A 25,918-nucleotide genomic window follows, 5' to 3' on the forward strand; every position below is an offset into this window, starting at 1 on the left:
TATTAAGTTCCTTTGAAGCAAATAAGTGATAAACCAATATGTTTCTAAAAAAAGATTACAAAGAAAGAATGAGAAAAACGGATTTTGGAAAATGTATAAACAAATATTTGGATAATGGTTAAAAAAAGGGAGAAAACATTAGTTGAAACGAACTATTTAACTTTATATTTAAAATATTATTCGTCTTTATATTGATTTTTTGTGTATTTAAGGTAATATATAACATTATTAGAGTGAAAATATGTAGAGATGGATGTGGATGCGAAATGAATAAGAAATTATCAGCGTTGACAGGGGTGGCTTTGCTTGCTTTTTCACTTACAGCATGTGCCCCTCAGCGGGAAAAAGAAGTGTCTGCTGAGAAAAAAGAACCCGTTCAAAACCTAGCTGATCAGCAGATCATGGCGGATGCTTGGTACCAAACATCCGGCGAAATGAAAGCTTTGTATTACCAAGGCTATAATACAGGAAAGCTTCGTTTAGATGAGGCGCTTGCAAAAAGCACCGATAAAAAGCCTGCCATTATTTTGGATTTAGATGAAACCGTGCTTGATAATAGCCCATTTCAAGCATCAGCCATCAAAACCGGCAAAGGATTTCCTTATAAGTGGGATGAGTGGGTGCAAGCAGCAAAAGCGAAAGCAGTGCCAGGTGCTGTTGATTTCTTGACGTATGCGGATCAAAAAGGCGTAGATATTTACTATATTTCAGGCCGTACAACTTCTCAGCTTGAGGCAACAATTAAAAACCTAAAGAATTTACATATTCCTCAAGCAACCAAAGACCACGTGCTGTTGACGGGTCCAAAAGATGAAGGAAAAGAAACGCGCCGTCAAAAAGTAGCAACGAATCATAATGTAGTCCTGCTGTTCGGTGATAACTTATCTGATTTTAGCGGCTTTGATAAAAAATCTATTACTGATCGAAATCAACTTGTAGAAGAGCAAAAAGAAGCGTTTGGCCAAAAGCTAATCGTATTTCCAAATCCAATGTATGGAGATTGGGAAGGAGCTATTTATAACTATGACTACTCGATTTCAGACAAACAAAAAGATAAGCTTCGCCGCGAACAGCTTCAGTATTTTAAATAAAAAAAGAAGCTGGAACAAAAGGATTTTAACCCAAGTGAAAAACGAACGATTGATCAGCATGTGATCAACCGTTCGTTTTTTTTGTTATCGTGAATATAGTTTCATCTGTCTTCTTCCTTCTAGCAGGTGATTGGAGGGCAAGGTGAAGACTCCTGCGGGAAAAGCGGAACAGGTGAGACCCCGCAGAAGCGCAAGCGACGAGGAGGCTCAGCGGCCGCCCGCGGAAAGCGAAGCCTTGCACGGAAATCAACTGCGGTGTCGTAAGCGGTTCAGTTCATGTATCTCATTTGTTCGCCTTTAGGCTGGATTCATTTCGTTATGTCTTCAACCTCTTTTTAATTTTTCCAATATAGCCTGTTCAAACGATAGCTTGTCCAAATGATCCTGCTTTTTAAGAAAGAAGCCACGGAGCGTAAGGAGCTTGCTTCCACTCGTGTTTTAACATGCCATAAATCACAAGGTCGTGGTAGTGGTCATATAGATATTCACCTTCTCGGCAAATGCCTTCTTCTGTAAAGCCTAGACGCGTAGGGATAGCTTTGCTTTTTTCATTATTAACGCCGCAGCGTATTTCAACTCGATGAAGGTTTAACGTGTTAAATGCATAATTCAGGCATCCGTGTACGGCTCTTGTCATAATACCTTTTCCTTGGAAATCATGTCCAATCCAATAGCCGAGACTTGTACTTTTGTTTCCCCAATTAATACTGTGAAAGCCAATCATTCCTGCGATTTCTCCGTAGTAGCGAATGATGGCCTGGAAGCCTTGATTATTATAGTATTGAGCTCTCCATTCAGGGATGAGTTCGTCGTAGTCAGCAATGCTTTGCATGCTATCTACCCATGGGAGCCATTCTTTTAGGTAAGGTCTTGACTCGTTAATAAGAGAAAGCAATGGGAAAGCGTCAGTTGATTCAATTAAATGCAAACTAACTTCGTCATCAATTTTGTATTCAAACATACGAAAGCCTCCTGTGATGATGGGCCTGCTGAGATAAGCGTAGCGTGTAGGCAGTTCTAACATCTAGTTTTTCTTTATTCTACCACAAGTAGCAGAGAGGAGAACGAGGAAGTTTGAGCTAAAAGCAAATAACGCATAAAGTCGATAGGATTTTAATGATTAAAAAAATTAATAATTGAAAGCACTTTTATCAATATTTTTACAGAAAAGAAGCGTATACAGTGATACAATGGAAGAAGAGAAAAGCCGTTGTATTTATACATACTTCATAACAAACATGATATTGGATTGATAAAAGCAGGTGGTAAAAACATGGATGTACAACTATTAATAACGGTATTTGCACTCGGGTTTTTCGGGTCATTTTTAGCAGGTATGCTTGGAATTGGAGGATCAGTTGTTTTGTACCCGCTATTGCTATTTGTTCCGCCTCTTGTAGGAGTGGGAATATTCAGCGCGCACGAAGTAGCTGGTATAGGAGCCGTACAGTCGCTGTTTGCCTCCGTTTCAGGAGCTCTTGCTTACAAAAAGGGCGGCTATTTGAATAAACCGTTAATTTTATATATGGGTATCAGCGTCTTAGTTGGCAGTCTCATTGGTTCAACGCTATCAAACTCGTTTTCAGAAGGAATGATCAATTTCATTTACGGCGTGATGGCAACAATTGCTGCAGGATTAATGTTTATGCCCAAAAAAAATAATCCAGCGGCCGATTCATTCGAAGTGACGTTTTCAAAACCTTTGGCAGCAGCTCTGGCGTTTTTAGTTGGAATTTGCGGTGGGATTGTCGGAGCAGGAGGCGCATTTTTACTTGTTCCTATTATGATTACCGTGTTAAAAATTCCTGTGCGCGTAACGATTGCAAGCTCATTAGCCGTGACCTTTGTTTCGTCTATGGGAACAACCTTCGGTAAAGTAATGACCCATCAAGTCCTTTTGCTTCCGGCGCTTATGATTATTGGAGCAAGCTTACTAGCAGCTCCAATCGGCGCTTTTGTCGGGCAAAAGACGAAGGTAGCGTCGCTGCAAGTTATCTTAGCGGTCGTTATTACGGCGACTTCGCTGAAAATATGGTTTGATTTACTAATGAAATCTATTCATTAAAAAAAGCTGCCTTTTTAAGGGCAGCTTTTTTATTTTGTTGTTGATGAAACAAGGTGAGCGACTAAAATATAGCGTTCAGGTGCTGAACCAACGTAGTTAAATGGATAACATGTGCTGACGGTTAAAGTGGCTCTAGGCTTCGGCACAATAACGGTCCGGTCATCCGCATCAACAATTCGTACTTTGTTTACTTTGTATGTGAAGGTGCCTGCTGCCGTACTTACCACAAGCGAATCACCTTCACCCACGTCGCCAAGCTTACGAAAAACCGTATCGCGATGTCCTGATAGAACAGAGTTGTCGTTTTGACCAGGCAGCACGCTTCCCGCAAAATGACCGACGCCTTTTTCTAATTCATCTTCGTTCGTACCGTGATAAATTGGCAGCTTAGCGTTTAATTTAGGAATATATAGTTCTCCCATTAAATCACCGATTTTTGGCTGTTTCGGATAAGACACATTTGACACTTTCGGCTTTTTTTCTGAGCTAGCAAGACGAGAGTGTACCGCTTTTTTTGGTTCAACAGAAGAAGCTTCAGCAGAAGAGTCTGCTGTTGATGAGTCCTTGCTTTTAGAAACTGAAGCTGCGGCTGGTTCTTCTGTATCCATTGTTTTAAATGCCAAATAGCCTCTTGCAAATTTATAGGCGTTTGTGGTCGTAAACCAAAGACCAAAGCAAATGACAGCGGCTAAAAGGGAAAGAACAATCAACCGCTTTTTACGATTGATTGTTCTTCTTGTTTTTCTTGGTTCCATTTTATGCGCGTCTCACTTTGCGGAAAAGAACAAAGCCAGCTGCTACAAGCACTAATCCAATTAATGTATTGGTTACATAATTAGAAGCCGTTTCCGGAAGTTTTCCGCCTTTAACGGTTTTTTGTACAGCGCCGTTCGTTTGTTGCTTCACCGGTTCTTGTTTCTTTTCTACTGCTGGTTTTTGCGCTTGAGCTGGTTTTGCTACAGCTTCAGCAGATTTTTCTACTTCTTTTCCTGTATCTGTGATGATATCAGAATTGAACATATCGCCTGTGATCACCATGTCTGCTAAAAATTTATTGTCTGTCGTATAAAGAGAAATTTTTAGACTTGCATTTTTTAATTCTTCTAAGTTGATTAAATCAGTAAGAGAAAGCGGTTTTTCATTTCCGCCTTGTACAAGTGAAAATTTAGCGTCTAAATGGAAGATTGATAGCATTTCTTTATAAATAGACATTAGTTCAGCGATTTGATCAGCAGATAATTCTGTTGCTGTATCAAAATCTTCGAATGCCGCTAAGCGCTCGCCTAATTGATCTAAGCGGTTAAGCGTTGCTTCATTTGAAAGCTCATCTTCTAACGATGTAAAATGTGCTTCAATTCGATTTAACTCTTCTGAAGTTAAGCCTAATTCAGACTGCATAAATGATAGTAAGCCGCTTAAATCTTCTTCGCTTAATTCATCATCGTAAGAAGTGTCTTCTTCGTCATACGACTCATCATCTTCATACCAGTCATCGCCTTCTAGATAGAAGCCGACATCATCGTATAAATCATCTAGGTACACATAATCGTCTAAGCTTTGGCCGTTCTCTTTTAATAACGCATTTAAGCTTGTTTTGTCTAAGTCAAAATCTGCATACAAATCTTGCACGTTATGTAAGTCAGCTGCAATCGGTTCACCTAAAAAATCTTCTAAATCTGCGATTGTATCGTAGTTTTCAAGACTATCGTCATACAGTGAAAGTGAATATTCAACGTCGTCTTTGGTTACTTCAAAGCCTCGCGTTTGGCTTACCGATTTTAAATACTTGTTGAAATCTGCGTCAAATGTTGACGCGGCTGCGAATGAAGACGTTGGAAATACGCCAACAAACAGCAGAAATGATAATAAAATTGTCCCCAGTTTTTTCATCAATTTTCTCCTTTTTTTTACGTTTTCTACAAGATTATATAGTAAGAGTTATAAATTTACAATATATACTTATATTATATATACCTTGAATATAGTGGTAATTTAAGGTATTTATAGAACTATATATATTGAGAATATCGTATGAAAGGGAGCGGAAAGCCCTGGATAGAAAGAAGGGGAAAATAAAGAAAAAGGTTTATACTTTTTTGACAGAGACAGAAATATAAAAAAACATCAAAAAAGAACAGCACTTAGAAGCTGTTCTTTTTGAAATGATATGTAAGCATTAGCATAGATAGTTGAAATTCGATACCGTTCCGCTTTAGAAAAAGGTGGCTACGAGTTATGATTTTAGTAAGGATAGTGAAGAAAAGTGAGAGCGCGGTTTTGTCAGCTCTATTTTAATTCCTTTTAGTCTTAAACGTTCTACAAACTGTTTGCGTTTTTTTCGCTTTTCATGCGGGGATTGATTCATATTTGCCTCATCCTCCATATATAGTCAAGTAGCTAACATATCATTATCATAATAAAAAGACGACGGTTACACAATAAACATTCTCAAATATTCACAAAGATTTAAAATTTGTTACATTGATAGTGTACATGTACCCCATTCTCTTTTTTTATAACATCTCAATGTGCTGTTTTTAAATTGAAGTTTTATGAATTCCGTCGAAGAATAAAAAAACATGATCAAAATGAGCACGCAGACTTTTATATTTTGATTCATGGTGCTTAAAAGCTATACTAGTAGTGCGTATAGAAAAGACGAAAACGAGATTGGATATCTCATCTATTCGTATACAAAAAAGAAAGAGGGATCTTGATGAAAACAGAACAGCAGTATTTTGAAGAAGGAAAATCAATTCAAACATATATGAACGACATGAGTACATTAAAAGAGGAAAGTTTAGCTGTTTATGAACAATTTCAGCTTCCTAAAGATGGACTGGCTGACAAATTAAAAGCTCACAAGCTTCACTTCTTAGCGATTACTGAAGATTGGTGCGGAGATGCGATGATGATTAACCCAATCATTCGTAAAGTAGCTGAAGCTGCCGGTATCGATGTTCGTGTTGCACTGCGCGATGCGGACACCGAATTAATTGATCGTCACTTAACAAACGGCGGCCGTGCTATTCCGATTATTTTAATTTTTAATAATGAAGGAAATTTACTAGGTAAATGGGGTCCTCGTGCTCCTGAAGTTCAGCAAATCGTGGATGAGCTTCGCGCCGAACTTCCTTCAAAAGAAGATCCTTCGTTTGAAGAAAAGCAAAAAGAAGTCTTTTCTGCGTTACGAACAAGATATAAAGAAGAACCGGCTCTTTGGTCGTATGTTTATAACAGCTTCAAAGAAACAGTGTTAGCTGTTGTAAAATAATTTAAAAAAGCAGGGTAAAATGAGCGCTTCATTTTACCCTGCTTTTTTTCTTGTTATTGCAGCAAAATCGTTTGTATATCACTTTAATGAAAAGGCTGTTTTTATAAATGTTAGTGTTCAAAACGCGCACTTTCAATTGGTAAAACGCACAAAATTCTAAAAATAAAAATATTTTTTATTCAAAACGCGTACTTTTTTAACTTGATGATGATATAATAGCAAATAATAAATGAAGAAGGGGGACGGGTGAATGAATGTAAAAGCTTTTGGTTAGTACTTTTAAGTAGCATTTTTAGAGATCAAAATGAATTTTATTTTTTAAATTTAATGAAAGCGCTTAATAACTCACTTCTCAGAATATATAGAAGAAAGGTGTTAGATACATGAATAACTTACATAGAAAAATGGGAACGTTTTCTCTCATGATGGTCGGCCTTGGATCTATTATTGGATCAGGATGGCTGTTTGGGGCATGGAGAGCTGCTCAAATTGCAGGCCCTGCAGCAATTGCTTCTTGGATTATTGGAATGGTTGTTATTTTATTTATAGCTCTTTCTTACAGTGAACTAGGATCGATGTTTCCAGAAGCAGGAGGTATGGTTAAGTATACGCAGTACTCGCACGGCTCATTTCTTGGCTTTATTGCGGCTTGGGCAAACTGGATTGCCATCGTATCGGTTATTCCTGTTGAAGCGGTTGCCTCTGTTCAGTACATGAGTTCATGGCCGTGGGAGTGGGCGAAATGGACAGGGAGTTTAGTAGAAAACGGGATTCTTACTGGAAAAGGCTTGGCTATTGCTACAGGGCTATTAATCATTTATTTTCTTTTAAATTATTGGACGGTAGGCTTATTTTCGAAAGCTAATTCACTTATTACCGTTTTTAAAATTGTGATTCCAGGGCTTACAATTGGTGCTCTTTTATTTGCAGGATTTCACGGCGGAAACTTTTCCTCTGCAGGAGGCGTTGCTCCAAATGGATGGGCAAGCGTGTTGACAGCTGTTGCTACGTCTGGGATTGTGTTTGCTTTTAACGGTTTTCAAAGCCCTATTAACATGGCGGGAGAAGCGAAAAATCCGGGACGCTCTATTCCAATTGCCGTGGTAGGATCCATTTTGATTGCAACCGTGATCTATGTATTGCTTCAAATTGCGTTTATTGGAGCAGTAAATCCTTCAGAAATAGTAAAAGGATGGAGTCATCTTAACTTTAATTCGCCGTTTGCCGATTTAGCGATTGCACTAAATATTAACTGGCTTGTTATTGTTTTATATGCCGATGCGTTTGTATCGCCATCAGGAACGGGTATTACGTATACAGCTACCACGTCACGCATGATTTATGGTATGGAAAAAAATAAATACTTGCCGAATATACTAGGACGAGTTCATCCGCTTTACGGCGTTCCTCGTCAAGCCATGTTTTTTAATCTATTTGTCTCATTCATCTTTTTATTTTTATTTAGAGGCTGGGGAATTTTAGCCGAAATTATTTCTGTAGCTACGTTAATTTCATATCTTACTGGTCCTATCACAGCTATGACGTTAAGAAAAACGGGGACCGATCTTTATAGACCTTTACGTATAAAAGGGTTAAATGTAATAGCGCCTCTTGGCTTTATTTTTGCTTCACTTACTCTTTACTGGGCGAGATGGCCGTTAACTGGACAGGTATTATTTATTATTTTAATTGGTTTGCCAATTTATTTTTATTATCAAGCAAAATCAAAATGGAAAGGCTTTGGTCAAAACTTCCGAGCTGGCGTTTGGATGATTGTCTACTTATTATGTATGATGACAATCTCCTGGATAGGAAGTGAAAAATTCGGGGGACTCAATATTATTAAATACGGCTGGGATATGGGTCTCATTGCAATTGTGGCACTTTTCTTTTATGCTTGGGCACTTAAAAGTGGGTACAAAACAGAGTATTTAAAAGAAGCAATTCATGTTAATAATGAAATGAAAGCAGCGGAAGCACAGACTGCCTCGGCTAAAGAGCAAGTTATAGAAAAACAAATTAAATAAGTAGTAAAAATGAGGCTGGGACAAAAGTATTTCAGTTGAAGTCAAATGCGAACTATTAATTATTTTTTAATTGGTAGTTCGTTTTTTTGTTGTTATGTTGAATATAGATTTTATGTGTATAGTTGGTTCTAGCAGTTGATTGGAGGACAAGGCGAAGACTCCTGCGGGAAAAGCGGAATAGGTGAGACCCCGCAGGAGCGTAAGCGACGAGGAGGCTCAGCTTCCGCCCGCGGAAAGCGAAGCCTTGCACGGAAATCAACAGCGGTGTAACAAGCAGCTCAGCTCATGTATACAATTTATTCGTCTTTAGATTAGATTGATTTAGTTATGTCCCACCCTTTTTTTTGTGGATAAATTTTCTTTTTTTGAATACTAGATAGTAAAAAATGCTATAATGGTTGGCAAAATCATGCAGGGGGAGAACGACTTATGGATATCGTATCAATCACTTCTTTTTTAGGTGTAGCCACTTTGCTTACGGTTATGCCTGGTCCTGATAACTTATTTGTTTTAGCACAAAGCATATCAAACGGTAAATATGCAGGAATTTCTACTTCATTAGGTCTTTGCACGGGCTTGCTTGGTCATATAGCAGCGGCAACGTTGGGTCTGTCGGCTATTATTTATCAATCAGCTTTAGCATTTGCTATTGTCAAATACGCTGGGGCAGCTTATTTATTATATCTGGCTTATAAGACGTTTACAGCCAAAGATTCCGCTCTCGCTGTTGAAAATAAAGAAGCCATTGAGTACAAGGTGCTATATAAAAAAGGAGTGATTATGAACCTGCTAAATCCAAAAGTTTCGCTTTTTTTTCTTGCTCTTTTACCTCAGTTTGTTAATCATTCAACCGGACACGCCACGCAGCAAATGCTTGTTTATGGAGCTGTGTTTTTAGTTCAAGCGCTGATTATCTTTACGTTAATTAGTCTATTTGCAGGGAAAGTAGGGGAGTTTTTGCGAAAATCTCCGGCGCTGTCTAAGCGGCTTAATCTCGTGCAAGGTTCTATTTTTACGCTTATTGGGCTAAAAATTGCTTTTAGCGAGAAATAGAAGGGGATACCATGGTGAACCAGCTTTTTATCTTTATTATTAAGAGGCGTGGACAAAAGTAGTTTAGTTGAAGGGAAATCCGAACGATGAATGTAGATTCTTGATGGAGAATCCAACTCGTTCGGATTTTTTTATTGTTATGGTGACCATAGCTTTCATCTTTCTTTTGTACTTTAAAAACAGCAAAGAGAAACAAGTAAAATCCAGTTTGTTGAGTGATTGTTCTCCAATCTTTAAAGGGACGAACCCTTCTTGTCCACTTACATATATATATAGAATGAGAGATAAAACATCGGACAAAGCCGGTGTTAACCCCAAGTTCTTTCATATTATGGCTGAAAGGAAAGGTTCACATGAAAAAAGTATGGCTAGATGCAGGGCACGGCGGTACAGATTCAGGCGCTTTAGGAAATAATTTGCGTGAAAAAGATATTACGCTGCAGCTTGTATTACACGCGCGGGCGTATTTAGAGCATAACTATTTAGTAGATGTTCAAGTAACTCGTTCAACCGATGTGTTCGTTTCATTATCAGATCGAGCGAACCGGGCTAATGCGTGGGGAGCGGATATATTTGTTTCCATGCACATTAATGCCGGTGGAGGTACTGGATTTGAAACGTATCGGTATCCATCACAAGAGGGAAGTCAATCTTCTCTTTTACAAAAAGAGCTGCATACGGAGATTTTACCAACCATGCGCAAATTTGGAACGATTGTAGATCGCGGTTTAAAAACGGCTAATTACGCTGTACTGCGTGAAACAAATATGCCAGCTGTTTTAACAGAAAACTTGTTTATCGATACGACAGCCGACGCTGAAAAATTAAAAAACGCAACGTTTCTTCGTGAAGTGGGAGAAGCACACGCGCGTGGAATTGCTGCATATTTAAAATTACCTTCTAATGAAGTTACATTCTATACCATTCAATCTGGAGATACGTTTTATAGCATTGCAAAGAAGTATAATATCACCGTTCAGCAGCTGCAGGATGCAAATCCCGGCGTAGATCCTACCAAACTGCAAATTGGGCAGCAAATTGTTCTTCCTGTCACTACGTATACTGTACAAGCAGGAGATACGTTCTATAGCATTGCAAAGAAGTATAATATGACTGTTCAGCAGCTGCAGGATGCAAATCCCAGTGTAGATCCTACAAACCTGCAAATTGGGCAGCAAATCATCATTCCCGCTGTTTAATATCTGTAAATAAAAAAGATGACACGGCAGCGTGTCATCTTTTTTATTATTGAACTAACCTTACAAGCATATGGGCAAGGTGATGCTGCTGTTCTTTGTCTCCAACTTTCCACAGTTCGTGAAGCAGGTTTTCCTCTCGATTGCGAGGCTCTTCATGCTTAGCGAGATAATCAGCTACTTTCTGAGCTGTTTTAGCAAGCTGTTCCTCATTCATCCCTAACTTTTCACCTTTTGAGACCTTGTCCCCTAGATAACTTTTAAATCCTTCGAAGCTAGAAAGAATATCCTCTTTTTTCTCCTCGCTCATAGAATTAATGGCTCCTTCAACTTTTGCTGAATGATTTGTTTCTACAGAATTACTCATAGTTTTTTTCTCCTCTCATGGTTATATTTGGGTGTTAGAAAGCATATTCCCCGAGCATTCAGTAAATAAACGTCCAAATGTGTTATTTTTACATGATGGCGTTTTATAAGGACTTAAAAGGGGAGGTCAAACGAGATTTTACCAACAAATAATAAAATGACAAAAAGACTTTGGATGAAGAGACCAAAGTCTTTTACTAATTTTTATGCTGAAGCATCATACCTCGGGCGTAGGAGTAGGCTTGGCATAGCCTTCCTTATATTTATGATCAATTTCTTGACGAATGTCTTCGATGCTTTTGCCTTTGCTGTAGTCTACTACAGCTTGAGCCGCTATTTCTAAGCAGACACCGCATTTTGTTCCGTGATCATCCCACGTTACTGCGCCGTTTTCTTTGTTTTCAAAGATAAAACAGTCGTAGTTGTTTTGATGATTAGCTTCTTCTCCACATCCGCAGTAGCAAGGAATGTTTTCTAGTAAGGTTTGATGCTTAGCAGCGGCTGCATAAATAAGCTGCATATCTTCGGGCTTGTCACTCAGAAAGGAAGGGAGAGTTTCACTATTTTTTGTTTCTTCTCGTTTATCCCCTAATGTATGTTGCTGATGTTCTTCATGTTGTGTTGTTTCTGTCTGTTTGTTAGCTGAACTTTCTTTACTTTCGTTTCCACAGCCGGACACCATGCCTGCTGCAAGGACAACTGGTATGACCTTTGATTTCATCATCAAAATGTTCATCCTTTCTTCAATTAAAGATAGAAAATAATATGTACATCCATCACGTTAAAAAGACATCATTCGTCTTTGAAGTCATTCATCAACTTTCTGCAAAATAATTTTCCGGTACATACCTTTCAACATGACGCTTGAATTTTCCTTCAAGATAAGCTGATCCCGGCTTGCTTCAAACATAGGTTCAAAAGAGAGGCCAATATCCGTTCCTAGTAATTTTACGAAGAGGCGGAATATTTTTTTAGGAAAAGCCGCTGATTTCTTTTTGGTTTCAAATTTATCAAAAATCAGGATCGTTCCCTTAGGCTTTACTACTCTGGTCATTTCTTTTAAAGCTTGCTTTGCATCAGGCACTACGCTAAGAATTAAGCTTGCTACAACAACATCAAACGAAAAAGAGTCGAATGTTAGCTGCTGAGCGTCCATTTGGTGGAAAGTTATAGACGGGTTTTTGTATTTATCTTTTGCTTTTTGAAGCATTTCACTGGAATAGTCGATGGCTGTTACATTTGCTTCATGAGGAATAAAAGCTAAATCGGCACCCGTTCCAACACCTACAAATAAAATGCGCTGCTCAGACGAAAAGGGGACATCTTGAAAGACTTTTTTTCTGGCTCGATAAAACATCCCGTTATTAAAAAAGACATCATAAAAAGGGGCCCAGCATTTATAAATAAATTGGTTCCAGCGGTTATTCACGTAAACCCTCCTAAAAAATAAGCTTTCCAACGCATGCTGGAAAGCTTATAGATTCCATTTATTTTTTCATTTTGAGTAAGCGAAGGCTGTTTAAAATAACAAGTAGCGCTGCTCCTGTATCGCTTAAGACGGCAATCCACAGAGTAAGCCACCCTGGGAAGATAAAGGCTAAGGCAATGACTTTAACAATAATAGAAAACCAAATGTTTTGTTTGATAACAGCTAACGCTTTGCGGCTTAGCTTCATTGTATGAGGAAGCTTTTCTAAATTGTCTGCCATCAGGACAATATCAGCTGTTTCCATGGCTGTATCAGTACCAGCACCGCCCATTGCAATGCCAAGATCAGCAGTAGCAAGGGCAGGGGCATCGTTAATTCCATCTCCAACCATAGCCGTTTGATACCCTTCATGTTGAAGCTGCTGTATGGCCTTTACTTTGTCTTCAGGCAGCAAATCAGCGAAATAGCGGTCTACCCGAGACTGAGAAGCAATCATTTTAGCTGTTCCTTCGTTATCACCGGTTAACATCACAATTTGCTGCATTCCGTTTTGCTTGAGGCTTTCTAAAGCAGATACGGTTGTATGTCGGATGGTATCAGCTACGCTAATAATGCCTAGAACACTTTTAGCTGTTCCGACCATAATAATCGTTTTACCTTCGTTTTGAAGCTTTTCAATATGAGACCAGCAGTGGGATAGAGGCGTTCCTAAATCTGAGAATAATTTTGCATTACCGGCGTAATAGACCGTGTCTTTAATTGTTGCTTGCACGCCTTTTCCTGTAAGAATTTTAAAATTTGATCCTTGTAAAGAAACGACTTTTTTCTCCGCTGCATAATCCACGATAGCCCGGGCGATGGGATGATTCGAATAGTCTTCTAGCGTTTTGGTTACCGCTAAAAGCTGATTTTCTTCAGCACCAACGGAAACAACTTCTGAAACGGCTGGTTTTCCTTCAGTCAGCGTTCCTGTTTTATCAAAAGCAATCGCATTGATTGCACCTGCTTTTTCTAAAAACGTCCCGCCTTTAATAAGTACGCCATTTTTCGCCGCGTTTCCAATCGCAGATACAATGGCGACGGGAGTAGAAATGACTAGGGCACATGGGCAAGCCACAACTAATAATTCAAGCCCCTTGTAAAACCACTCGCTCCATGCACCATCAAACAGGGGAGGGATGACCATAATGAATAAAGCTAAAATAAAGACAATAGGTGTGTAAATGGTTGCAAATTTATCAACAAATGCTTGAGTCGGCGCTTTTTTCTCCTGCGCTTCTTCCACTAAATGAATGATTTTAGAAATTGTCGTATCTTCGACTAGCTTTGTTACCTTAATTTCTAAAGATCCGCTTTCGTTAATCGTGCCGGCATAGACAGCATCGCCAATTACTTTATCAACGGGAATAGATTCACCTGTAATAGGAGCTTGGTTGATACTGGATTCGCCGTTTATAATTTCACCATCGAGCGGAACTCGGTCTCCTGGCTTTACAACAATCGTGCTGCCAATTGAAATATCTTCCGCTGCTTTTTTAATCAGCTGGCCGTTTTCCTTTACCCATGCTTCAGAAGGGGCTAGATCCATCAAACCTCGTATCGAGTTTCTTGTTTGTTCAATTGACCTTGTTTGCAGAGCTACACCTAAAGCAAATAGCCAAACGACCGTAGCGCCTTCAAGCCATTCACCAATAACAGCTGCTCCAAGTGCCGCAACGGTCATTAAAACATTCATGTCTAAAGAACGGCTTTTGATTCCGTAATAAGCACTTTTAGCCGGCTTATATCCGCTAACAATCATGGCAATAGCGTACAGTACAATTGTCATATAAGAAGCAATTCCTGTATGAGAACCGATAAAACCTAGTGCGATGAGAATACCTGAAAAAATAATCGGACCATTTTTGCCTTTATGATGCCGAGATTCAGCAGGCTGCCTGCTGCTGGTCACTAAAGTGGCGGTGTAGCCAGCTTTAGATACTTCTTTAATAATGTCATCAGCTTCATCATCATGCTCAATTTGTGCTTTTCCCGTTGAAAAGTTAACGCGTACGTCTTTGACAGCAGGAACCGTTTTTAAATGATTCACAATCGTGTTCGCACAAGCCGCGCAGTCCATTCCTTCAATCAAATACGTTTTCATTTTCTTATTTGATTGAATAGGCTCAATACTAAAGCCCAGTCTTTCTACTGAGTTTGGAATGAGTGACAGAGCTGATTCACTTGCCGCCGCCACTTGAAGCTTTCCTGTATTGTAATTGATTGCTACGTGTTGAATATCGTTTAATGTTTTTAAACTTTTTTCAATCGTAGCAGCGCAAGAAGGGCAATCCATTCCATACACGCGGTATTCAGCCGTTTCTTCTATATTACTGCCGGTTGCTATATCGTGATCGCCGCAGCAAGAATGCTGGCTTTTATCAGTCGTTAACGCAATCGTATCTGAACAGCAGCTGTGACTGTGTGCGTGACTCTTTGTACTACAGGAAGAAGGTTCTTCAGTAGATGCGGCTTCTGAAGAAGAGGAGCAGCAGGAGCTATTCTCAATTTCTGATGAAGAAGGGCCGCTGCAGCAGCTTCCGGTATGGTGATGATGTTTTTTGTCTTCGTGTTTCATTGTGTCCCACTCCCTATACGGTAAGAAAAACTTAAATGGTTACATCTTCTTTTTTAGCAAACATAATATCAATTACTTGTTTAATATGTGCATCCCTTAAAGAATAAAAAGCTAACTTTCCTTCTTTGCGATAATTGGCAATTCCTATATTTCGCAGCAGTCTTAAGTGATGAGAAGCAGTAGCAACCGTAGAGCCTACAATGTTGGCTACGTCACATACACATAATTCCTCACCTTTATAAAGGGCCAATACGATTTTCAGCCGCGTTTCATCTCCCAACGCTTTGAACATCGTAGAAATATCCTGAACAGCTTCAACATCGATAGAAGGCTTAATACGATTCACTTTTTCTTCGTTAAAACAATAAATATCACAGCGGTCTTTTGGCATAGTTTCCTCCTTCATTCAAACATTCAAATGATTGTTTGTTTATAATATATGCCAATTTTAAAAAATGTTCAAACATTTATTGATTATTCGGAATTTTATTTTTGAATTAAACATACTTATAGGAGAAATAAATATGGAAAGTATGCCTATTAGTGTATGTGTTCTGCACTAAATCGTGCGGGCGGAAGGAGAATGCTAGGAATGCGCTCCAAAAATAAAAAGCCACCTTTATAGGTAGCCTCTTTATGACTTTTAAAAATGAGAGAAATAACCGAATACAGTGCAAACCATGTTCATTTGGTTATCGTTTTAATCGATTAAATAATAAATCTGCTGAATTATTTAATACCTTGTCTGACTCTTTTAATCGTTTGTCCGAGTTTTCTAAATAGGATTGAGCAGATAATACAACATCTAATGGATCCTTGACATTTTTCTTTTCGGTGCATACTAAATGCCCTACATTATTTTTCCAATGAATCGTGCATTTAAAATTCATAAATGTATCATTGCTCGTTCTCAAACGCAAATGCCTGATGACGGGGTTAGATGAAGAGTGCTGTGACAGCATCCACATTGCTTGTTTCCGGTCGTCTTTATGAATAATGCTCCACAGACTGGAGACTGAAGAAAAATAAGAATGTGCTTGACTAGAAAAATGAAGAATTTCACCTTCTTGATTTAATTGAAAGTAAGGAACGGGGATCCATTTAAGTATGTTACTTTCCATCATGCACCTCTCCCAACTTAAGTAATCTCTTTTACCATATCACAATTACCTAATATTTGTATGATTTTTATCATTTTCCCTACTCTTTTCTCCGTTTTAAGCTGCAAAAGCTACAGAATTGTTCAGTTTAAAACACTTGAAAAAAAGAACATATGTTCGATAAACTGAAAATTAAAGGAGCGAATTCTATGCGACAGCTACTTCAAGAAAGCTACTCTTCAAAACGACCTGTTGAAATTATTTATATGGACGATAAAGGATGTTTGACACAGCGATTTATTATTGTGTATAAAATTTATCCTCAGAGCGTAAAAGCTTGGTGCTTACTAAGGAACGAGAAACGAACATTTAAAATAGAGAATATCCTTTCATGCGGATTCAGCAATAAAAGGAAAAGCAGTTTTAGGCAGAAAGCTCATTCAATTTAAGAGGGGCTTTTTCATATCATTTCCTCTTATGGCGTGTGGGTTATTTTCATACACTATATCCACCAGAGAGGGGAATGAACATGATATTAAACCAAGGAAAGAAAACTAAACATATCGCTAAAGGGAGCACCGAAAAAGAAGATATGACAATGCAGGAGGAGAAAAAACAGCATGAAGCACAAAGTACCTCTTTGTCTCATAATAATTGTCGCGCAAACCTTGATGGAGATTAATCTAAAAAAGGAAAGCTTTCGTCTCCGAAGCTTTCCTTTTTTGTGTATATCGCATTTTTAAGTTAACTCGTATTTTTCTGAGCCAATCACAATATAATCTCTCGGTTGGTATACGAATTTTACCGATTTCTCACAAACTTCGTACGAGTAATTTTCTAAAACATTGTTTTTTTGATTAATATATTGCATAAAAGCGCTTTGAAAATAACCGTTCTCCACAGAAAGTTCACCGGTTTTGCACAGCTTTTCATGTGCTTCTTCCAGCCATTTTGCAATTTGGCTGTCGTTGTTAGTAAATCTAAGGATGTGTGCATAGTGATCGGATACATCTGTCATGTCCTCTTTATCCTGGTCAAAATAAAAAATCTTTTCTTTTTTTGACTGCAGCCTTTGTTTATGCAAAGTGATATTTTTTAACAGTTCTTTTTCAACGTCTTCTTCGGGACTTATATAGATAGGGCAGGTGCCTGCTACCACACCTTGATCTGTAAACGATACAACATAGTACAAATCAAACATCATATCTCTCCCTTCACATGTTCATACTATCCTATCTCGCATCCTTCATTTTTAGAATCATTTTTCTGAGGTTCTTGCAACATTGGTTCTAATGTATTACTCATAAGCGAACCTCAGTTTTAACGGGAAAGGAGAATAAAAATTCTGCGTTTCTTCATTATAATAAGAAAAAACGATCTGTTTACTAGTATTTAAATCTTTCGAAAAGTCAAAATAAATAATGATTGATTTCGTCACTTTATTGTGGTTTCATAATAAAGTGTAAAAAGACCATTTTTCTTGCAGAGAGAAATGAGATAGAGTACTTCTGTGTTGATTCTTTCTTTTAAATATAGTATACATACAGGGGTATAGAAATTAGTTGGGAGGAAAACATGGCGATACTATATATGAGCATAGGTATTTTACTTTTATTAATTTGTTACAGTTTTTATAAACGCTATGTGCCGGTGCAAGGAATAAAGAAAGTGACGACCGTCGACTGTGCTTCTACAACGATTTCGTATGTAGATGTTCGTCATTTTCATGAAATGAAACAAAACCCCTGTCAAAAAGCAATCCATATTCCGCTTCCTTATTTAGAGAGACAGCATGAGGAAATTCCATATAAAGAAGTGGTCGTAATTGTTCCTGACAGCATTTCCCGAAATTTAAGCATTCGGCAGCTAAAAAAACATGGATATCAGGTCAAAGGATACATGTGTGCGGAAAGATGTGTATAATAAAAACACGACAAATAAGCGTTAAACGACTTTGATATAGAAGGCTATGATAGATAAGCTAAGCGATACTCATTTCAAAATGGGTATCTTTTTTTGCTTTAAGGATTAAGAAGGGAAGCAGGGATCGGTTTCTTTTGGTTCAACAGCTACTGAGTCTTTTAGCGTATTTTTATGACAAAAGGTTTGAAAAATCCCTTTTGTGGTAAAAAACAACGTAGTTCTCCTAGTGCATAGACAGAGGTTTAATAGGAAGTTATAATTTAGGCAATTACATAAAAGGGGAGTAAGCTAAGGAAGGTGAATAGATGTGCGAAAGATAAAGCGGTTGCTATTTCTGTTCATTTGTATAGCGGTTGTAATTGTTGCATATGAGATGATTCGATATCCGATTGAAAACAATGCTGCAAGTGTGCAGCAGCATTTGCGAAATTGGGAGCATAAAGAAAGTATTGATGGTTCTGCAAGGATTACGCTGCAAGATTTTAAACGGGTTGATCATTCTAATACATACATAGCCTTATTCTCCATACCTGGTGATAAAGAAGGAATGGCCGTATTGAAGCAAGGATGGAACAAACGCCTGCGTATTGAAGTCAGTACCAAAATGAGCAATTTAGTGGATTATGATGATATCCATACAAATAAAGGGACGTATGCGCTGTTTACAGGGACAAATAGAAGTAAACAAATTGAGCGAGTAAAGGCGGCTTTGGTGCACGATACATATACAATTGATGCCGCGGTTCCAAAAAGTGATTATTTTGTGCTGTATGAAAAAATACCGAGTCATATTAAACATCCGTTTCCAGCAACGACAACGCTGCTAGATAAAGCAGGGGATGATATCACGGTTAAAGAATTTATGGATCAAGAGCTGCGTGAATAATACGCAGCTTTTTTTCTATTGTAAAACGCTTTCTTGAAAAATTCACGTTTTGTTCATATTTTCGAAAGAAAGAATTTTAAGCAAAAAAATCAAATATTTGCTACAAAATAAAGGGGAATTAACGGGCAAAATAAGTTTCATACAGGACGTCACATTTTCTTTGAAAATTTGTCACAAAATATTCAATTATGTCGATGTGTATTGATATATCAATGTTGAAGCAAACATGCAAAGCTAATTTTGCAGTTATTCCTAAAGAAATAGTTAAGAAATGGGAGCTGAATCCTTTTATTTACATTTATTCATACCAAATTATGTGATAGAATATCGCAAGGTTGAAGCACTCTAACCCCATTGGTACAGTCACTATATTAGAATATTTTTAATATAAAAAAATAAAGCAAAAGGGACGAAAAAAATGTCATTTTGTATTACAATAGTAGTGGCCTACAAATAAGGGGGAAGAGAGTCTGTATAAAAATGTCGTTATCTAGCGAAAGATAGCGCATTTTGAATGTTCATCAATATAGGCTTCGCATCATGTGTTGTTAGAAAGGAGAGTTTTAAGTGAAACCAAAAAAAGGATTTTGGAAGCTAGTAGGTTTACTATCTGCGCTTTCACTAGTATTTTTGAGCGGTTGTTCAAAACTTGCTGTATTGAACCCGCAAGGTCCTGTTGCAAAAACGCAATCTGATTTAATCATTTGGTCTATGTGGATGATGTTGATCGTGGTTGTTGTCGTATTTGCTATTTTTATATTTGTTCTTGTCAAATATCGTGAAAAACCTGAAAACATGGACTATGAGCCACCTGAGCAAGAAGGTAACTTAAAGATGGAGGTTATTTGGACAGCATTCCCAATCATCATCTTAATTCTATTAGCAGTGCCAACTGTTAAAGCGATCTACTCTGCAGAAGAAGTACCGGCAGAATCAAAGGATAAAGATCCAATCGTGATTCACGTTACATCTGCAAACTGGAAATGGATTTTCAGCTATCCGGAACAAAATATCGAGACGGTTAACTACGTAAACATTCCAGCAGATACGCCAGTGAAATTTGAGTTAACGGCTCAAGGACCTATGAACTCATTCTGGGTACCAGAACTTGGCGGACAAAAATATTCGATGAACAACATGTCAATGCCATTATACTTAGAAGCTGATAAGCCTGGTTCTTATATGGGACGTAGTGCTAACTTCTCAGGTGAACATTTCACTCAAATGCAGTTCGAAGTTCAAGCTCAAACGGACAAAGACTTCAAAGAGTGGGTTAGTGATGTAAAAGGCACAGCTGGTAAATTGACTGAAAAGAAATATGATCAAATCCTAAGCCCAGGCGTTGTTGGTCGTCAAACTTACAACGGTACACATTTAAAATGGATTGACCATGCAAAAGATGTATACATTCCTGGCAAAGAGCTAGAACGTGGTACAGGACATGATCACAGCAAGATGAAAGAAGACGAAAAAACGAGTAATGAAGAAATGGAAAACATGGATCACTCAAATCATGAATAACATTCATTTATTACACTAAATAACGTAATGATTGGGGGAAGACATAATGAAGCTAGATGAATTTTTCGTCACTGGCGAACCTATGATTTACGCTGCTGACGCAGCAATCGCTATGACGGTCATCGGTATCGTTTTTGTCTTAACATATTTCAAGAAATGGAAATGGTTATGGACAGAATGGTTAACAACAGTTGACCATAAAAGACTCGGTGTCATGTACATCCTTTCAGCTGTATTAATGCTTTTCCGCGGCGGAATCGATGGAATCATGATGCGTATGCAGCTTGCATTCCCGGGTATGAACATTTTAGATGAACATCACTACAACGGAGTCTTCACGGCTCACGGTGTTATCATGATCTTATTCATGGCAATGCCATTTATTATCGGACTAATGAACGTAATCGTTCCATTACAAATTGGTGCGCGTGACGTAGCATATCCGTTCTTAAACGCAATTAGTTTCTGGACATTCTTTATGGGAGCAATGCTATTTAACCTTTCTTTCGTAATTGGAGGAGCTCCTGATGCAGGTTGGACAAGTTACTTCCCGCTTGCAGGTAAAGAATTCAGTGAGGGTATCGGAAATAACTTCTATGCCGTTTCACTACAGATTGCTGGTGCCGGTACATTAATGACTGGTATCAACTTCTTTGTAACAATTTTAAAAATGCGTGCCCCTGGCATGACAATGATGAAAATGCCAATGTTTACTTGGTCAATCTTCATCACATCAATTATTATCATTTTCGCGTTCCCTGTATTAACAGTAGCGCTTGCACTTATGACACTTGACCGTGTATTCGGAACAGCCTTCTTTACAATGGCTAACGGCGGTCTTCCAATGATGTGGGCTAACTTATTCTGGATTTGGGGTCACCCTGAAGTATATATCGTTATTTTACCGGTATTCGGTGTCTTCTCAGAAGTTATCAGTACACATTCTCGTAAGAACTTATTCGGTTATAAAGCAATGGTAGTATCAATGGTCGGTATCGCGTTCTTAAGTTACCTTGTATGGGTGCATCACTTCTTTACAATGGGTAACTCACCGTCAGTTAACTCGTTCTTCTCAATCACAACGATGTTAATTGCCGTACCAACCGGAGTTAAAATCTTTAACTGGCTCTTTACAATGTATAAAGGCCGTATCAAATTTACGACTGCGATGCTTTGGTCATTAGCGTTTATTCCAAACTTCGTAATCGGTGGGGTAACAGGGGTTATGCTTGCGATGGCATCAGCCGATTATCAATATCATAACAGTTACTTCCTAATCGCTCACTTCCACTATGTATTAATTTCTGGTACAGTGTTTGGCTGTTTCGCAGGTTTATACTTCTGGTATCCGAAAATTTTCGGTCATACGCTGAACGAAAAATTAGGAAAAATTTCATTCTGGATTTTTGTTGTTGGATTTAACGTATGTTTCTTCCCACAATTCTTCCTAGGTTTAGACGGTATGACTCGTCGTATGCAAACTTATGCAGACAACCTTGGCTGGAATGGACTAAACTTAGTTTCAACAATCGGTGCATTCTTAATGGGTCTTGGCTTCTTCGTATTAGTAGTTAACTTATTATACAGTGCATGGAAAAACAAACGCGACACTGCAAACGATCCTTGGGATGGTCGTACACTTGAGTGGTGGACTAAATCACCAGTTCAAGCTTACAACTTTGCAGTAATTCCTCATGTGAAAGAAATGGATGCATTCTGGCACATGAAAAAACGTAATGAAACAGAAATTAAAGCAGAAGACTTAAAACCAATTCACTTACCAAGCAACTCTGGTGTACCGTTTATCTCAGGTATTTTCTGGTTTATCGGTGGATTTGGCTTAGTATTTGAATGGATTCCAATGGCAATCGTTGGATTAGCAGGTATTTTTGCTTGTATGCTTGCTCGTTCATTTGATTATGATCCGGGCTTCTATGTAAAAGTAGATGAAATCAAGAAGGTTGAAGGAATTACAGGGGGTGACAAATAATGGCAGGACATTTAGATAAATCATTGCCGTTAGAATACCAAGAAGAACAAAGTCGCCTGAATATCCTTGGATTCTGGATTTTCTTAGGTGCCGAGATCGCGTTGTTCTCTACGCTGTTCGTAACGTACTTAACGTACCATACGCGTACAGCGGGTGGCCCTACTGCAGAAGAACTGTTCGTTGTTAAAGATTTTATGATCGAAACGCTGTTACTACTATTCAGTAGTTTCACGATGGGAATTGCCATCTTTAAAATGCGTAATAATGATTTAAAAGGACTTTTAGTTTGGTTTGTTATTACACTTGTTCTTGGTGGAGGATTCCTTTTCTACGAAATTCGTGAGTTTTACATGTACGCAGTTCACGAAGGTGCAACAATGCAAACAAGTGCCTTCTTATCAGGGTTCTTTACACTACTTGGAACGCACGGTCTTCACGTAACAGTCGGTGTATTCTGGGCAATCAGTATTATTATTCAATTAGTAAGACGAGGATTAACACCAGTTACTGCTCGTAAAGTATTTATTATCGGTTTATACTGGCATTTCCTTGATGTTGTATGGATCTTCATCTTCACGCTTGTATACTTGAACGGATTGGTGGGATAAGACATGGAAAATAAACAAGGCCAAAAAGCAGGTTTTCCGCTTAGTCATGTATTTGGGCTTATCCTTTCACTAGCCTTAACATTCGCAGCGCTTGGTTTAGTAGTGCTAGCTGATCTATCAAGAAGCATTACGATGACTCTTATCATGATCCTAGCGTTATTACAAGCAGCAATGCAGCTAGTAATGTTCATGCACATGACTGAAAGTGAAAATGGTAAAGTACAGGTTGCAAATATTCTTTACAGTTTCTTTATTGCACTTTGTATCGTTGTTGGTACACTGTGGATTCTTGCAGCTCACTTTAACCATTAAAAATAAAACCACTTACTTCGGTAAGTGGTTTATTTTTTTTCATTCAGTTTATATTTCAACGTTTGATATTCTCCCGTAGCCACTTTTTTTACTACTTTTCCTTTATCATCTCTATAAACATTTACTTGTTCGTATACTTCAATTCGGTATCCGCCTCTTTTTTCTGTTTTAACATGAACTTCTTTGACCGACATATTTAATTGTTCCGCAGCGTCTTCATCAGCAGAGGTTTCAACAGCTCCTCCATCAAGTGAAAGGTGAGATAAGCTGTCAAACGACTGCTGGGAATTGTTATCAACATAGCTTGTTACGACTAAAATGCCGGCAAAAAACAATACTAAAAAAAGCGTCCGGACTTTTATCTTCATCTTAAAACACCCCCGTAAACTGACAAACAAGCACGACTGCACCTAATATCCAAACGTAAATCGCAAACGTTTTTAACGAATGATGCTTTAAATAATTGATCATCCATTTTACCGCTACATAACCGAATAAAGCAGATGAAAGGGTAGCGACGAATAAAAAGAAAACGGAGAGCTGCTCGACTTCACCTGTGACTACATCTTTTAACTGAAGTAACACTGCTCCGCAAATGGCTGGAGTCGACAATAAAAAGGAAAAATAAGCGGCTGTTTCACGGTCTAATTTTCGCATTAACGCAGCTACCATCGTTAAGCCAGACCTGGATACAGCAGGAAATATCGCAGCTGCTTGAAACGAGCCGATAAAAAAAGCATCTCCGTATGAAATATGATCCATTTTTTTATAGCCATTTTTTACGGAATCACCAAACCATAACAGCAGTCCCGTCGCAAGAAATTCCCAGCCGATTGTTAAGCCAGATTTAGAAATGCTGTCAAAGTAGTCTTTGAACAAAAGACCAATCGCAACTGCAGGGATCGTTCCTATCACTAAAAGCCCTGTAAGCTTGCTAAAGGGATGCCGAATAATATGCCATAGCTCACGCTTATAAAAGACAAACACAGCAAGCAGAGTGCCCATATGCAGCATCGTATCTAAATACAATCCTGCATCGTCTAAGCCAAATAAGTGGCGCCCTAAATACAAATGCCCCGTGCTGCTTATCGGTAAAAACTCTGTAAGCCCCTGAATGATTCCCAAAATAAATGCTTCAAACCACGACATCTTATCACCTCATACAGCGTGTCCTTATTAGTAGTGTATAGAGGAAGTTCTGAGAACATGACAAAAACATGGCAGTGCAGGGATTCATTTGATGAAATAAATATATATAAATAGGTCATAGTATAAGAAGAGACGACCATTCTTATCTCCATCTCATCCACTACGGAAAGAGGTGCTTAAAATGATACGAAAATGGGTTGCTGTATGCGTCGTATTCGCTGCTTTTATTTTTCCGCAGGCAGTAAGCGCCGAACAGCCAAAAGTAGAAGTATTTCAAATTGAAACGGGCAAAGTTGTTCGGTCAACGCCCAAACCTCCAAATGTTCAAAAAGAAGCCGAAAAAAGTATTGCGTCCATTACTGGTTTATATAAAAAGGCAAGTCCGCTTCCTAAAAAAGGCTATCTTGTTAAAGTACCTCTTGATCCAGCCGTGAAAATTGAAAATAGTGCGGTCAACACGCTGGCAAGTGAAGTTATTTTTGTTCTTGAACCGAACCAAAAACCAATCATGATGGTATTTGACAATGAAAATAGAACCTATTTTTTTGAATTTACTCATGATTTAACTCTTCTCAGAAAAGCATTACAGCTATAAGTCATCGAAATGATGGCTTTTTTTTACATAGACAGTTGACAGTTTATTATGATGAATGTAATATATTTAGAAAAGTCAGAAATAATAAGGGGGAGAATTATGTGATAGCTCTACGACCGTTCTCCAAAAAAGACTTTAAACAGCTAATGGAGTGGATTCCCTCCGAGTCATTTATGGTGCAATGGAGCGGCTCTAGCTTCTCTTTTCCGCTTACTCCTAGACAGTTAAAACACTACATTCGATATGCAAATGAAGATGGTGCCTCTACCTATGCTTTTTCTGTCATAGATGACAATGAACAGCTTATTGGGCATATTTCCCTGGCTCATATTGATTATTATCATAAAACAGGAAGAATTGGCCGAGTGCTGCTTGGTGAAAAGTATAGAGGAAAAGGGTTTTGCTCGCACATGTTTGAAAAAGTGTTAGCTTTCGGTTTTGAAGAACTGGGCCTTCACCGAATTTCGCTCGGCGTCTTTGATTTTAACGAGCGGGCGATTCAGTCTTATGAACGAATTGGCTTTACACGCGAAGGCCTTCTTCGAGATGTCCGGCTTGTAGATGGACAGTACTGGAGCTTAATTGAAATGAGTATGCTAGAAAGTGAATGGGCACAGCGTGATGTGCATCAAAAATCAAGCTAACATCTACTAGTGAAAAGCCAGCTTCCCAACAAGCGGGCTTTTTTGACGTGTGCTTAAATTTCCTCAAGAAGG

General features: G+C 38.4%; 30 protein-coding genes. 17 read left to right on the plus strand and 13 right to left on the minus strand.

Annotation, left to right across the window (positions count from 1 at the left end):
* Window positions 1-266 precede the first annotated feature (266 nt).
* Both ACOZIR_RS08630 and ACOZIR_RS08635 read left to right on the plus strand, forming a co-directional pair.
* A complete protein-coding gene (locus tag ACOZIR_RS08630) occupies window positions 267-1,091 on the plus strand; it encodes a 5'-nucleotidase, lipoprotein e(P4) family (protein ID WP_045293405.1) in 825 nt (274 codons plus the stop codon).
* 126 nt (window positions 1,092-1,217) lie between these two features.
* A complete protein-coding gene (locus ACOZIR_RS08635; protein WP_193377160.1) occupies window positions 1,218-1,355 on the plus strand; it encodes a hypothetical protein in 138 nt (45 codons plus the stop codon).
* 127 nt (window positions 1,356-1,482) lie between these two features.
* On the opposite strand, the gene ACOZIR_RS08640 is transcribed toward ACOZIR_RS08635, so the two are convergent.
* Complete coding sequence (locus ACOZIR_RS08640; protein WP_310877872.1) at window positions 1,483-2,052, minus strand: GNAT family N-acetyltransferase; 570 nt, start codon at window positions 2,050-2,052, stop codon at window positions 1,483-1,485.
* A 312-nt stretch (window positions 2,053-2,364) separates the two neighbouring features.
* Here ACOZIR_RS08640 and ACOZIR_RS08645 point away from each other — a divergent pair, with 312 nt between their 5' ends.
* A complete protein-coding gene (locus tag ACOZIR_RS08645) occupies window positions 2,365-3,156 on the plus strand; it encodes a sulfite exporter TauE/SafE family protein (protein ID WP_045293404.1) in 792 nt (263 codons plus the stop codon).
* Window positions 3,157-3,185: 29 nt separating this feature from the next.
* On the opposite strand, the gene ACOZIR_RS08650 is transcribed toward ACOZIR_RS08645, so the two are convergent.
* From ACOZIR_RS08650 to ACOZIR_RS08660, 3 genes are all read right to left on the minus strand, one after another.
* The gene (locus tag ACOZIR_RS08650) at window positions 3,186-3,911 is read right to left on the minus strand and encodes a class D sortase (protein WP_071273022.1); all 726 of its coding nucleotides are present in this window, start codon (window positions 3,909-3,911) and stop codon (window positions 3,186-3,188) included.
* Window position 3,912: 1 nt separating this feature from the next.
* Window positions 3,913-5,046 carry a processed acidic surface protein gene (locus tag ACOZIR_RS08655; protein ID WP_310877871.1) on the minus strand — a complete coding sequence of 378 codons (1,134 nt, stop codon included), beginning with the start codon at window positions 5,044-5,046 and terminating at the stop codon, window positions 3,913-3,915.
* Between the two features lie 343 nt (window positions 5,047-5,389).
* Window positions 5,390-5,521, minus strand: a complete 132-nt coding sequence (locus ACOZIR_RS08660) for a hypothetical protein (RefSeq protein WP_013057845.1) — start codon at window positions 5,519-5,521, stop codon at window positions 5,390-5,392.
* A gap of 351 nt (window positions 5,522-5,872) precedes the next feature.
* Here ACOZIR_RS08660 and ACOZIR_RS08665 point away from each other — a divergent pair, with 351 nt between their 5' ends.
* The 5 genes from ACOZIR_RS08665 (at window position 5,873) to ACOZIR_RS08685 (ending at window position 10,709) form a co-directional block, all read left to right on the plus strand.
* Complete coding sequence (locus ACOZIR_RS08665; protein ID WP_028414434.1) at window positions 5,873-6,430, plus strand: thioredoxin family protein; 558 nt, start codon at window positions 5,873-5,875, stop codon at window positions 6,428-6,430.
* A gap of 383 nt (window positions 6,431-6,813) precedes the next feature.
* Window positions 6,814-8,457 carry an APC family permease gene (locus ACOZIR_RS08670; protein WP_057235153.1) on the plus strand — a complete coding sequence of 548 codons (1,644 nt, stop codon included), beginning with the start codon at window positions 6,814-6,816 and terminating at the stop codon, window positions 8,455-8,457.
* A 135-nt stretch (window positions 8,458-8,592) separates the two neighbouring features.
* Entirely contained in the window at window positions 8,593-8,727 is a 135-nt protein-coding gene (locus tag ACOZIR_RS08675) for a hypothetical protein (RefSeq protein ID WP_310877870.1), read from the plus strand.
* A 159-nt stretch (window positions 8,728-8,886) separates the two neighbouring features.
* Window positions 8,887-9,510: a LysE family translocator gene (locus ACOZIR_RS08680; RefSeq protein ID WP_310877869.1), complete on the plus strand. Its 624-nt coding sequence runs from the start codon at window positions 8,887-8,889 to the stop codon at window positions 9,508-9,510.
* Window positions 9,511-9,863: 353 nt separating this feature from the next.
* Complete coding sequence (locus ACOZIR_RS08685) at window positions 9,864-10,709, plus strand: N-acetylmuramoyl-L-alanine amidase (RefSeq protein WP_310877868.1); 846 nt, start codon at window positions 9,864-9,866, stop codon at window positions 10,707-10,709.
* Between the two features lie 46 nt (window positions 10,710-10,755).
* Here ACOZIR_RS08685 and ACOZIR_RS08690 read toward each other — a convergent pair whose 3' ends face one another.
* The 6 genes from ACOZIR_RS08690 to ACOZIR_RS08715 all read right to left on the minus strand — a co-directional run bounded on the left by ACOZIR_RS08690 (window position 10,756) and on the right by ACOZIR_RS08715 (window position 16,242).
* Window positions 10,756-11,073: a DUF3243 domain-containing protein gene (locus ACOZIR_RS08690; RefSeq protein WP_013083905.1), complete on the minus strand. Its 318-nt coding sequence runs from the start codon at window positions 11,071-11,073 to the stop codon at window positions 10,756-10,758.
* A gap of 216 nt (window positions 11,074-11,289) precedes the next feature.
* Window positions 11,290-11,796, minus strand: a complete 507-nt coding sequence (locus tag ACOZIR_RS08695) for a PCYCGC motif-containing (lipo)protein (RefSeq protein ID WP_340141922.1) — start codon at window positions 11,794-11,796, stop codon at window positions 11,290-11,292.
* A gap of 84 nt (window positions 11,797-11,880) precedes the next feature.
* On the minus strand, window positions 11,881-12,501 hold the full coding sequence (locus ACOZIR_RS08700; RefSeq protein WP_340141923.1) for a class I SAM-dependent methyltransferase: 621 nt from the start codon (window positions 12,499-12,501) through the stop codon (window positions 11,881-11,883).
* 58 nt (window positions 12,502-12,559) lie between these two features.
* Window positions 12,560-15,118 (minus strand): heavy metal translocating P-type ATPase, encoded by a 2,559-nt coding sequence (locus tag ACOZIR_RS08705; RefSeq protein WP_340141924.1) that lies wholly within the window; start codon window positions 15,116-15,118, stop codon window positions 12,560-12,562.
* Between the two features lie 31 nt (window positions 15,119-15,149).
* Window positions 15,150-15,509 carry an ArsR/SmtB family transcription factor gene (locus tag ACOZIR_RS08710; RefSeq protein WP_028414427.1) on the minus strand — a complete coding sequence of 120 codons (360 nt, stop codon included), beginning with the start codon at window positions 15,507-15,509 and terminating at the stop codon, window positions 15,150-15,152.
* 301 nt (window positions 15,510-15,810) lie between these two features.
* Window positions 15,811-16,242: a PAS domain-containing protein gene (locus ACOZIR_RS08715; protein WP_045293392.1), complete on the minus strand. Its 432-nt coding sequence runs from the start codon at window positions 16,240-16,242 to the stop codon at window positions 15,811-15,813.
* 505 nt (window positions 16,243-16,747) lie between these two features.
* Between ACOZIR_RS08715 and ACOZIR_RS08720 the strand changes: the two genes are divergently transcribed.
* Window positions 16,748-16,900 carry a hypothetical protein gene (locus tag ACOZIR_RS08720; protein ID WP_169746675.1) on the plus strand — a complete coding sequence of 51 codons (153 nt, stop codon included), beginning with the start codon at window positions 16,748-16,750 and terminating at the stop codon, window positions 16,898-16,900.
* A 57-nt stretch (window positions 16,901-16,957) separates the two neighbouring features.
* Here the strand turns inward: ACOZIR_RS08720 and ACOZIR_RS08725 are convergent, their stop codons facing one another.
* Window positions 16,958-17,422, minus strand: coding sequence for a hypothetical protein (locus ACOZIR_RS08725; RefSeq protein WP_340141925.1), 465 nt, complete (start codon window positions 17,420-17,422; stop codon window positions 16,958-16,960).
* Between the two features lie 371 nt (window positions 17,423-17,793).
* On the opposite strand from ACOZIR_RS08725, the gene ACOZIR_RS08730 reads away from it, so the two are divergent.
* The 6 genes from ACOZIR_RS08730 to qoxD all read left to right on the plus strand — a co-directional run bounded on the left by ACOZIR_RS08730 (window position 17,794) and on the right by qoxD (window position 23,458).
* Window positions 17,794-18,141 (plus strand): rhodanese sulfurtransferase, encoded by a 348-nt coding sequence (locus ACOZIR_RS08730; RefSeq protein ID WP_033580561.1) that lies wholly within the window; start codon window positions 17,794-17,796, stop codon window positions 18,139-18,141.
* A gap of 307 nt (window positions 18,142-18,448) precedes the next feature.
* A complete protein-coding gene (locus tag ACOZIR_RS08735) occupies window positions 18,449-19,027 on the plus strand; it encodes a hypothetical protein (protein ID WP_013057828.1) in 579 nt (192 codons plus the stop codon).
* A gap of 567 nt (window positions 19,028-19,594) precedes the next feature.
* The gene (gene qoxA, locus ACOZIR_RS08740; protein ID WP_013057827.1) at window positions 19,595-20,548 is read left to right on the plus strand and encodes a cytochrome aa3 quinol oxidase subunit II; all 954 of its coding nucleotides are present in this window, start codon (window positions 19,595-19,597) and stop codon (window positions 20,546-20,548) included.
* Window positions 20,549-20,594: 46 nt separating this feature from the next.
* The gene (qoxB, locus tag ACOZIR_RS08745; protein ID WP_013083896.1) at window positions 20,595-22,538 is read left to right on the plus strand and encodes a cytochrome aa3 quinol oxidase subunit I; all 1,944 of its coding nucleotides are present in this window, start codon (window positions 20,595-20,597) and stop codon (window positions 22,536-22,538) included.
* Entirely contained in the window at window positions 22,538-23,146 is a 609-nt protein-coding gene (gene qoxC, locus ACOZIR_RS08750; protein WP_013057825.1) for a cytochrome aa3 quinol oxidase subunit III, read from the plus strand. The genes qoxB and qoxC overlap by 1 nt, the downstream gene beginning before the upstream one ends.
* Before the next feature lie 3 nt (window positions 23,147-23,149).
* Window positions 23,150-23,458 carry a cytochrome aa3 quinol oxidase subunit IV gene (gene qoxD / locus ACOZIR_RS08755; protein ID WP_013057824.1) on the plus strand — a complete coding sequence of 103 codons (309 nt, stop codon included), beginning with the start codon at window positions 23,150-23,152 and terminating at the stop codon, window positions 23,456-23,458.
* Between the two features lie 29 nt (window positions 23,459-23,487).
* On the opposite strand, the gene ACOZIR_RS08760 is transcribed toward qoxD, so the two are convergent.
* Both ACOZIR_RS08760 and ACOZIR_RS08765 read right to left on the minus strand, forming a co-directional pair.
* A complete protein-coding gene (locus ACOZIR_RS08760) occupies window positions 23,488-23,826 on the minus strand; it encodes a hypothetical protein (protein WP_028414424.1) in 339 nt (112 codons plus the stop codon).
* Window position 23,827: 1 nt separating this feature from the next.
* Window positions 23,828-24,607, minus strand: coding sequence for an undecaprenyl-diphosphate phosphatase (locus ACOZIR_RS08765; RefSeq protein WP_025751115.1), 780 nt, complete (start codon window positions 24,605-24,607; stop codon window positions 23,828-23,830).
* A gap of 181 nt (window positions 24,608-24,788) precedes the next feature.
* Between ACOZIR_RS08765 and ACOZIR_RS08770 the strand changes: the two genes are divergently transcribed.
* A complete protein-coding gene (locus ACOZIR_RS08770; protein WP_340141926.1) occupies window positions 24,789-25,202 on the plus strand; it encodes a hypothetical protein in 414 nt (137 codons plus the stop codon).
* 101 nt (window positions 25,203-25,303) lie between these two features.
* Window positions 25,304-25,846, plus strand: coding sequence for a GNAT family protein (locus ACOZIR_RS08775; RefSeq protein ID WP_340141927.1), 543 nt, complete (start codon window positions 25,304-25,306; stop codon window positions 25,844-25,846).
* Window positions 25,847-25,918 lie beyond the last annotated feature (72 nt).

Source organism: Priestia sp. D3YE.R1 (assembly GCF_049199565.1).
In the GTDB taxonomy this organism is placed as follows: Bacteria; Bacillota; Bacilli; order Bacillales; family Bacillaceae_H; genus Priestia; species Priestia aryabhattai.

What these genes read in the sequence shown, in the direction of transcription:
- ACOZIR_RS08680 (WP_310877869.1), top strand. Translation starts at nt 8,887, where the DNA reads ATGGATATCGTATCAATCACTTCTTTTTTAGGTGTAGCCACTTTGCTT.
- qoxC (WP_013057825.1), top strand. Translation starts at nt 22,538, where the DNA reads ATGGCAGGACATTTAGATAAATCATTGCCGTTAGAATACCAAGAAGAA.
- ACOZIR_RS08665 (WP_028414434.1), top strand. Translation starts at nt 5,873, where the DNA reads ATGAAAACAGAACAGCAGTATTTTGAAGAAGGAAAATCAATTCAAACA.
- qoxB (WP_013083896.1), top strand. Translation starts at nt 20,595, where the DNA reads ATGAAGCTAGATGAATTTTTCGTCACTGGCGAACCTATGATTTACGCT.
- ACOZIR_RS08690 (WP_013083905.1), bottom strand. Translation starts at nt 11,073, where the DNA reads ATGAGTAATTCTGTAGAAACAAATCATTCAGCAAAAGTTGAAGGAGCC.
- ACOZIR_RS08725 (WP_340141925.1), bottom strand. Translation starts at nt 17,422, where the DNA reads ATGATGTTTGATTTGTACTATGTTGTATCGTTTACAGATCAAGGTGTG.
- ACOZIR_RS08685 (WP_310877868.1), top strand. Translation starts at nt 9,864, where the DNA reads ATGAAAAAAGTATGGCTAGATGCAGGGCACGGCGGTACAGATTCAGGC.
- ACOZIR_RS08720 (WP_169746675.1), top strand. Translation starts at nt 16,748, where the DNA reads ATGATATTAAACCAAGGAAAGAAAACTAAACATATCGCTAAAGGGAGC.
- ACOZIR_RS08660 (WP_013057845.1), bottom strand. Translation starts at nt 5,521, where the DNA reads ATGAATCAATCCCCGCATGAAAAGCGAAAAAAACGCAAACAGTTTGTA.
- ACOZIR_RS08670 (WP_057235153.1), top strand. Translation starts at nt 6,814, where the DNA reads ATGAATAACTTACATAGAAAAATGGGAACGTTTTCTCTCATGATGGTC.
- ACOZIR_RS08645 (WP_045293404.1), top strand. Translation starts at nt 2,365, where the DNA reads ATGGATGTACAACTATTAATAACGGTATTTGCACTCGGGTTTTTCGGG.
- ACOZIR_RS08650 (WP_071273022.1), bottom strand. Translation starts at nt 3,911, where the DNA reads ATGGAACCAAGAAAAACAAGAAGAACAATCAATCGTAAAAAGCGGTTG.
- ACOZIR_RS08770 (WP_340141926.1), top strand. Translation starts at nt 24,789, where the DNA reads ATGATACGAAAATGGGTTGCTGTATGCGTCGTATTCGCTGCTTTTATT.
- ACOZIR_RS08765 (WP_025751115.1), bottom strand. Translation starts at nt 24,607, where the DNA reads ATGTCGTGGTTTGAAGCATTTATTTTGGGAATCATTCAGGGGCTTACA.
- ACOZIR_RS08640 (WP_310877872.1), bottom strand. Translation starts at nt 2,052, where the DNA reads ATGTTTGAATACAAAATTGATGACGAAGTTAGTTTGCATTTAATTGAA.
- ACOZIR_RS08655 (WP_310877871.1), bottom strand. Translation starts at nt 5,046, where the DNA reads ATGAAAAAACTGGGGACAATTTTATTATCATTTCTGCTGTTTGTTGGC.
- ACOZIR_RS08730 (WP_033580561.1), top strand. Translation starts at nt 17,794, where the DNA reads ATGGCGATACTATATATGAGCATAGGTATTTTACTTTTATTAATTTGT.
- ACOZIR_RS08705 (WP_340141924.1), bottom strand. Translation starts at nt 15,118, where the DNA reads ATGAAACACGAAGACAAAAAACATCATCACCATACCGGAAGCTGCTGC.
- ACOZIR_RS08630 (WP_045293405.1), top strand. Translation starts at nt 267, where the DNA reads ATGAATAAGAAATTATCAGCGTTGACAGGGGTGGCTTTGCTTGCTTTT.
- ACOZIR_RS08695 (WP_340141922.1), bottom strand. Translation starts at nt 11,796, where the DNA reads ATGATGAAATCAAAGGTCATACCAGTTGTCCTTGCAGCAGGCATGGTG.
- ACOZIR_RS08715 (WP_045293392.1), bottom strand. Translation starts at nt 16,242, where the DNA reads ATGATGGAAAGTAACATACTTAAATGGATCCCCGTTCCTTACTTTCAA.
- qoxD (WP_013057824.1), top strand. Translation starts at nt 23,150, where the DNA reads ATGGAAAATAAACAAGGCCAAAAAGCAGGTTTTCCGCTTAGTCATGTA.
- ACOZIR_RS08710 (WP_028414427.1), bottom strand. Translation starts at nt 15,509, where the DNA reads ATGCCAAAAGACCGCTGTGATATTTATTGTTTTAACGAAGAAAAAGTG.
- ACOZIR_RS08760 (WP_028414424.1), bottom strand. Translation starts at nt 23,826, where the DNA reads ATGAAGATAAAAGTCCGGACGCTTTTTTTAGTATTGTTTTTTGCCGGC.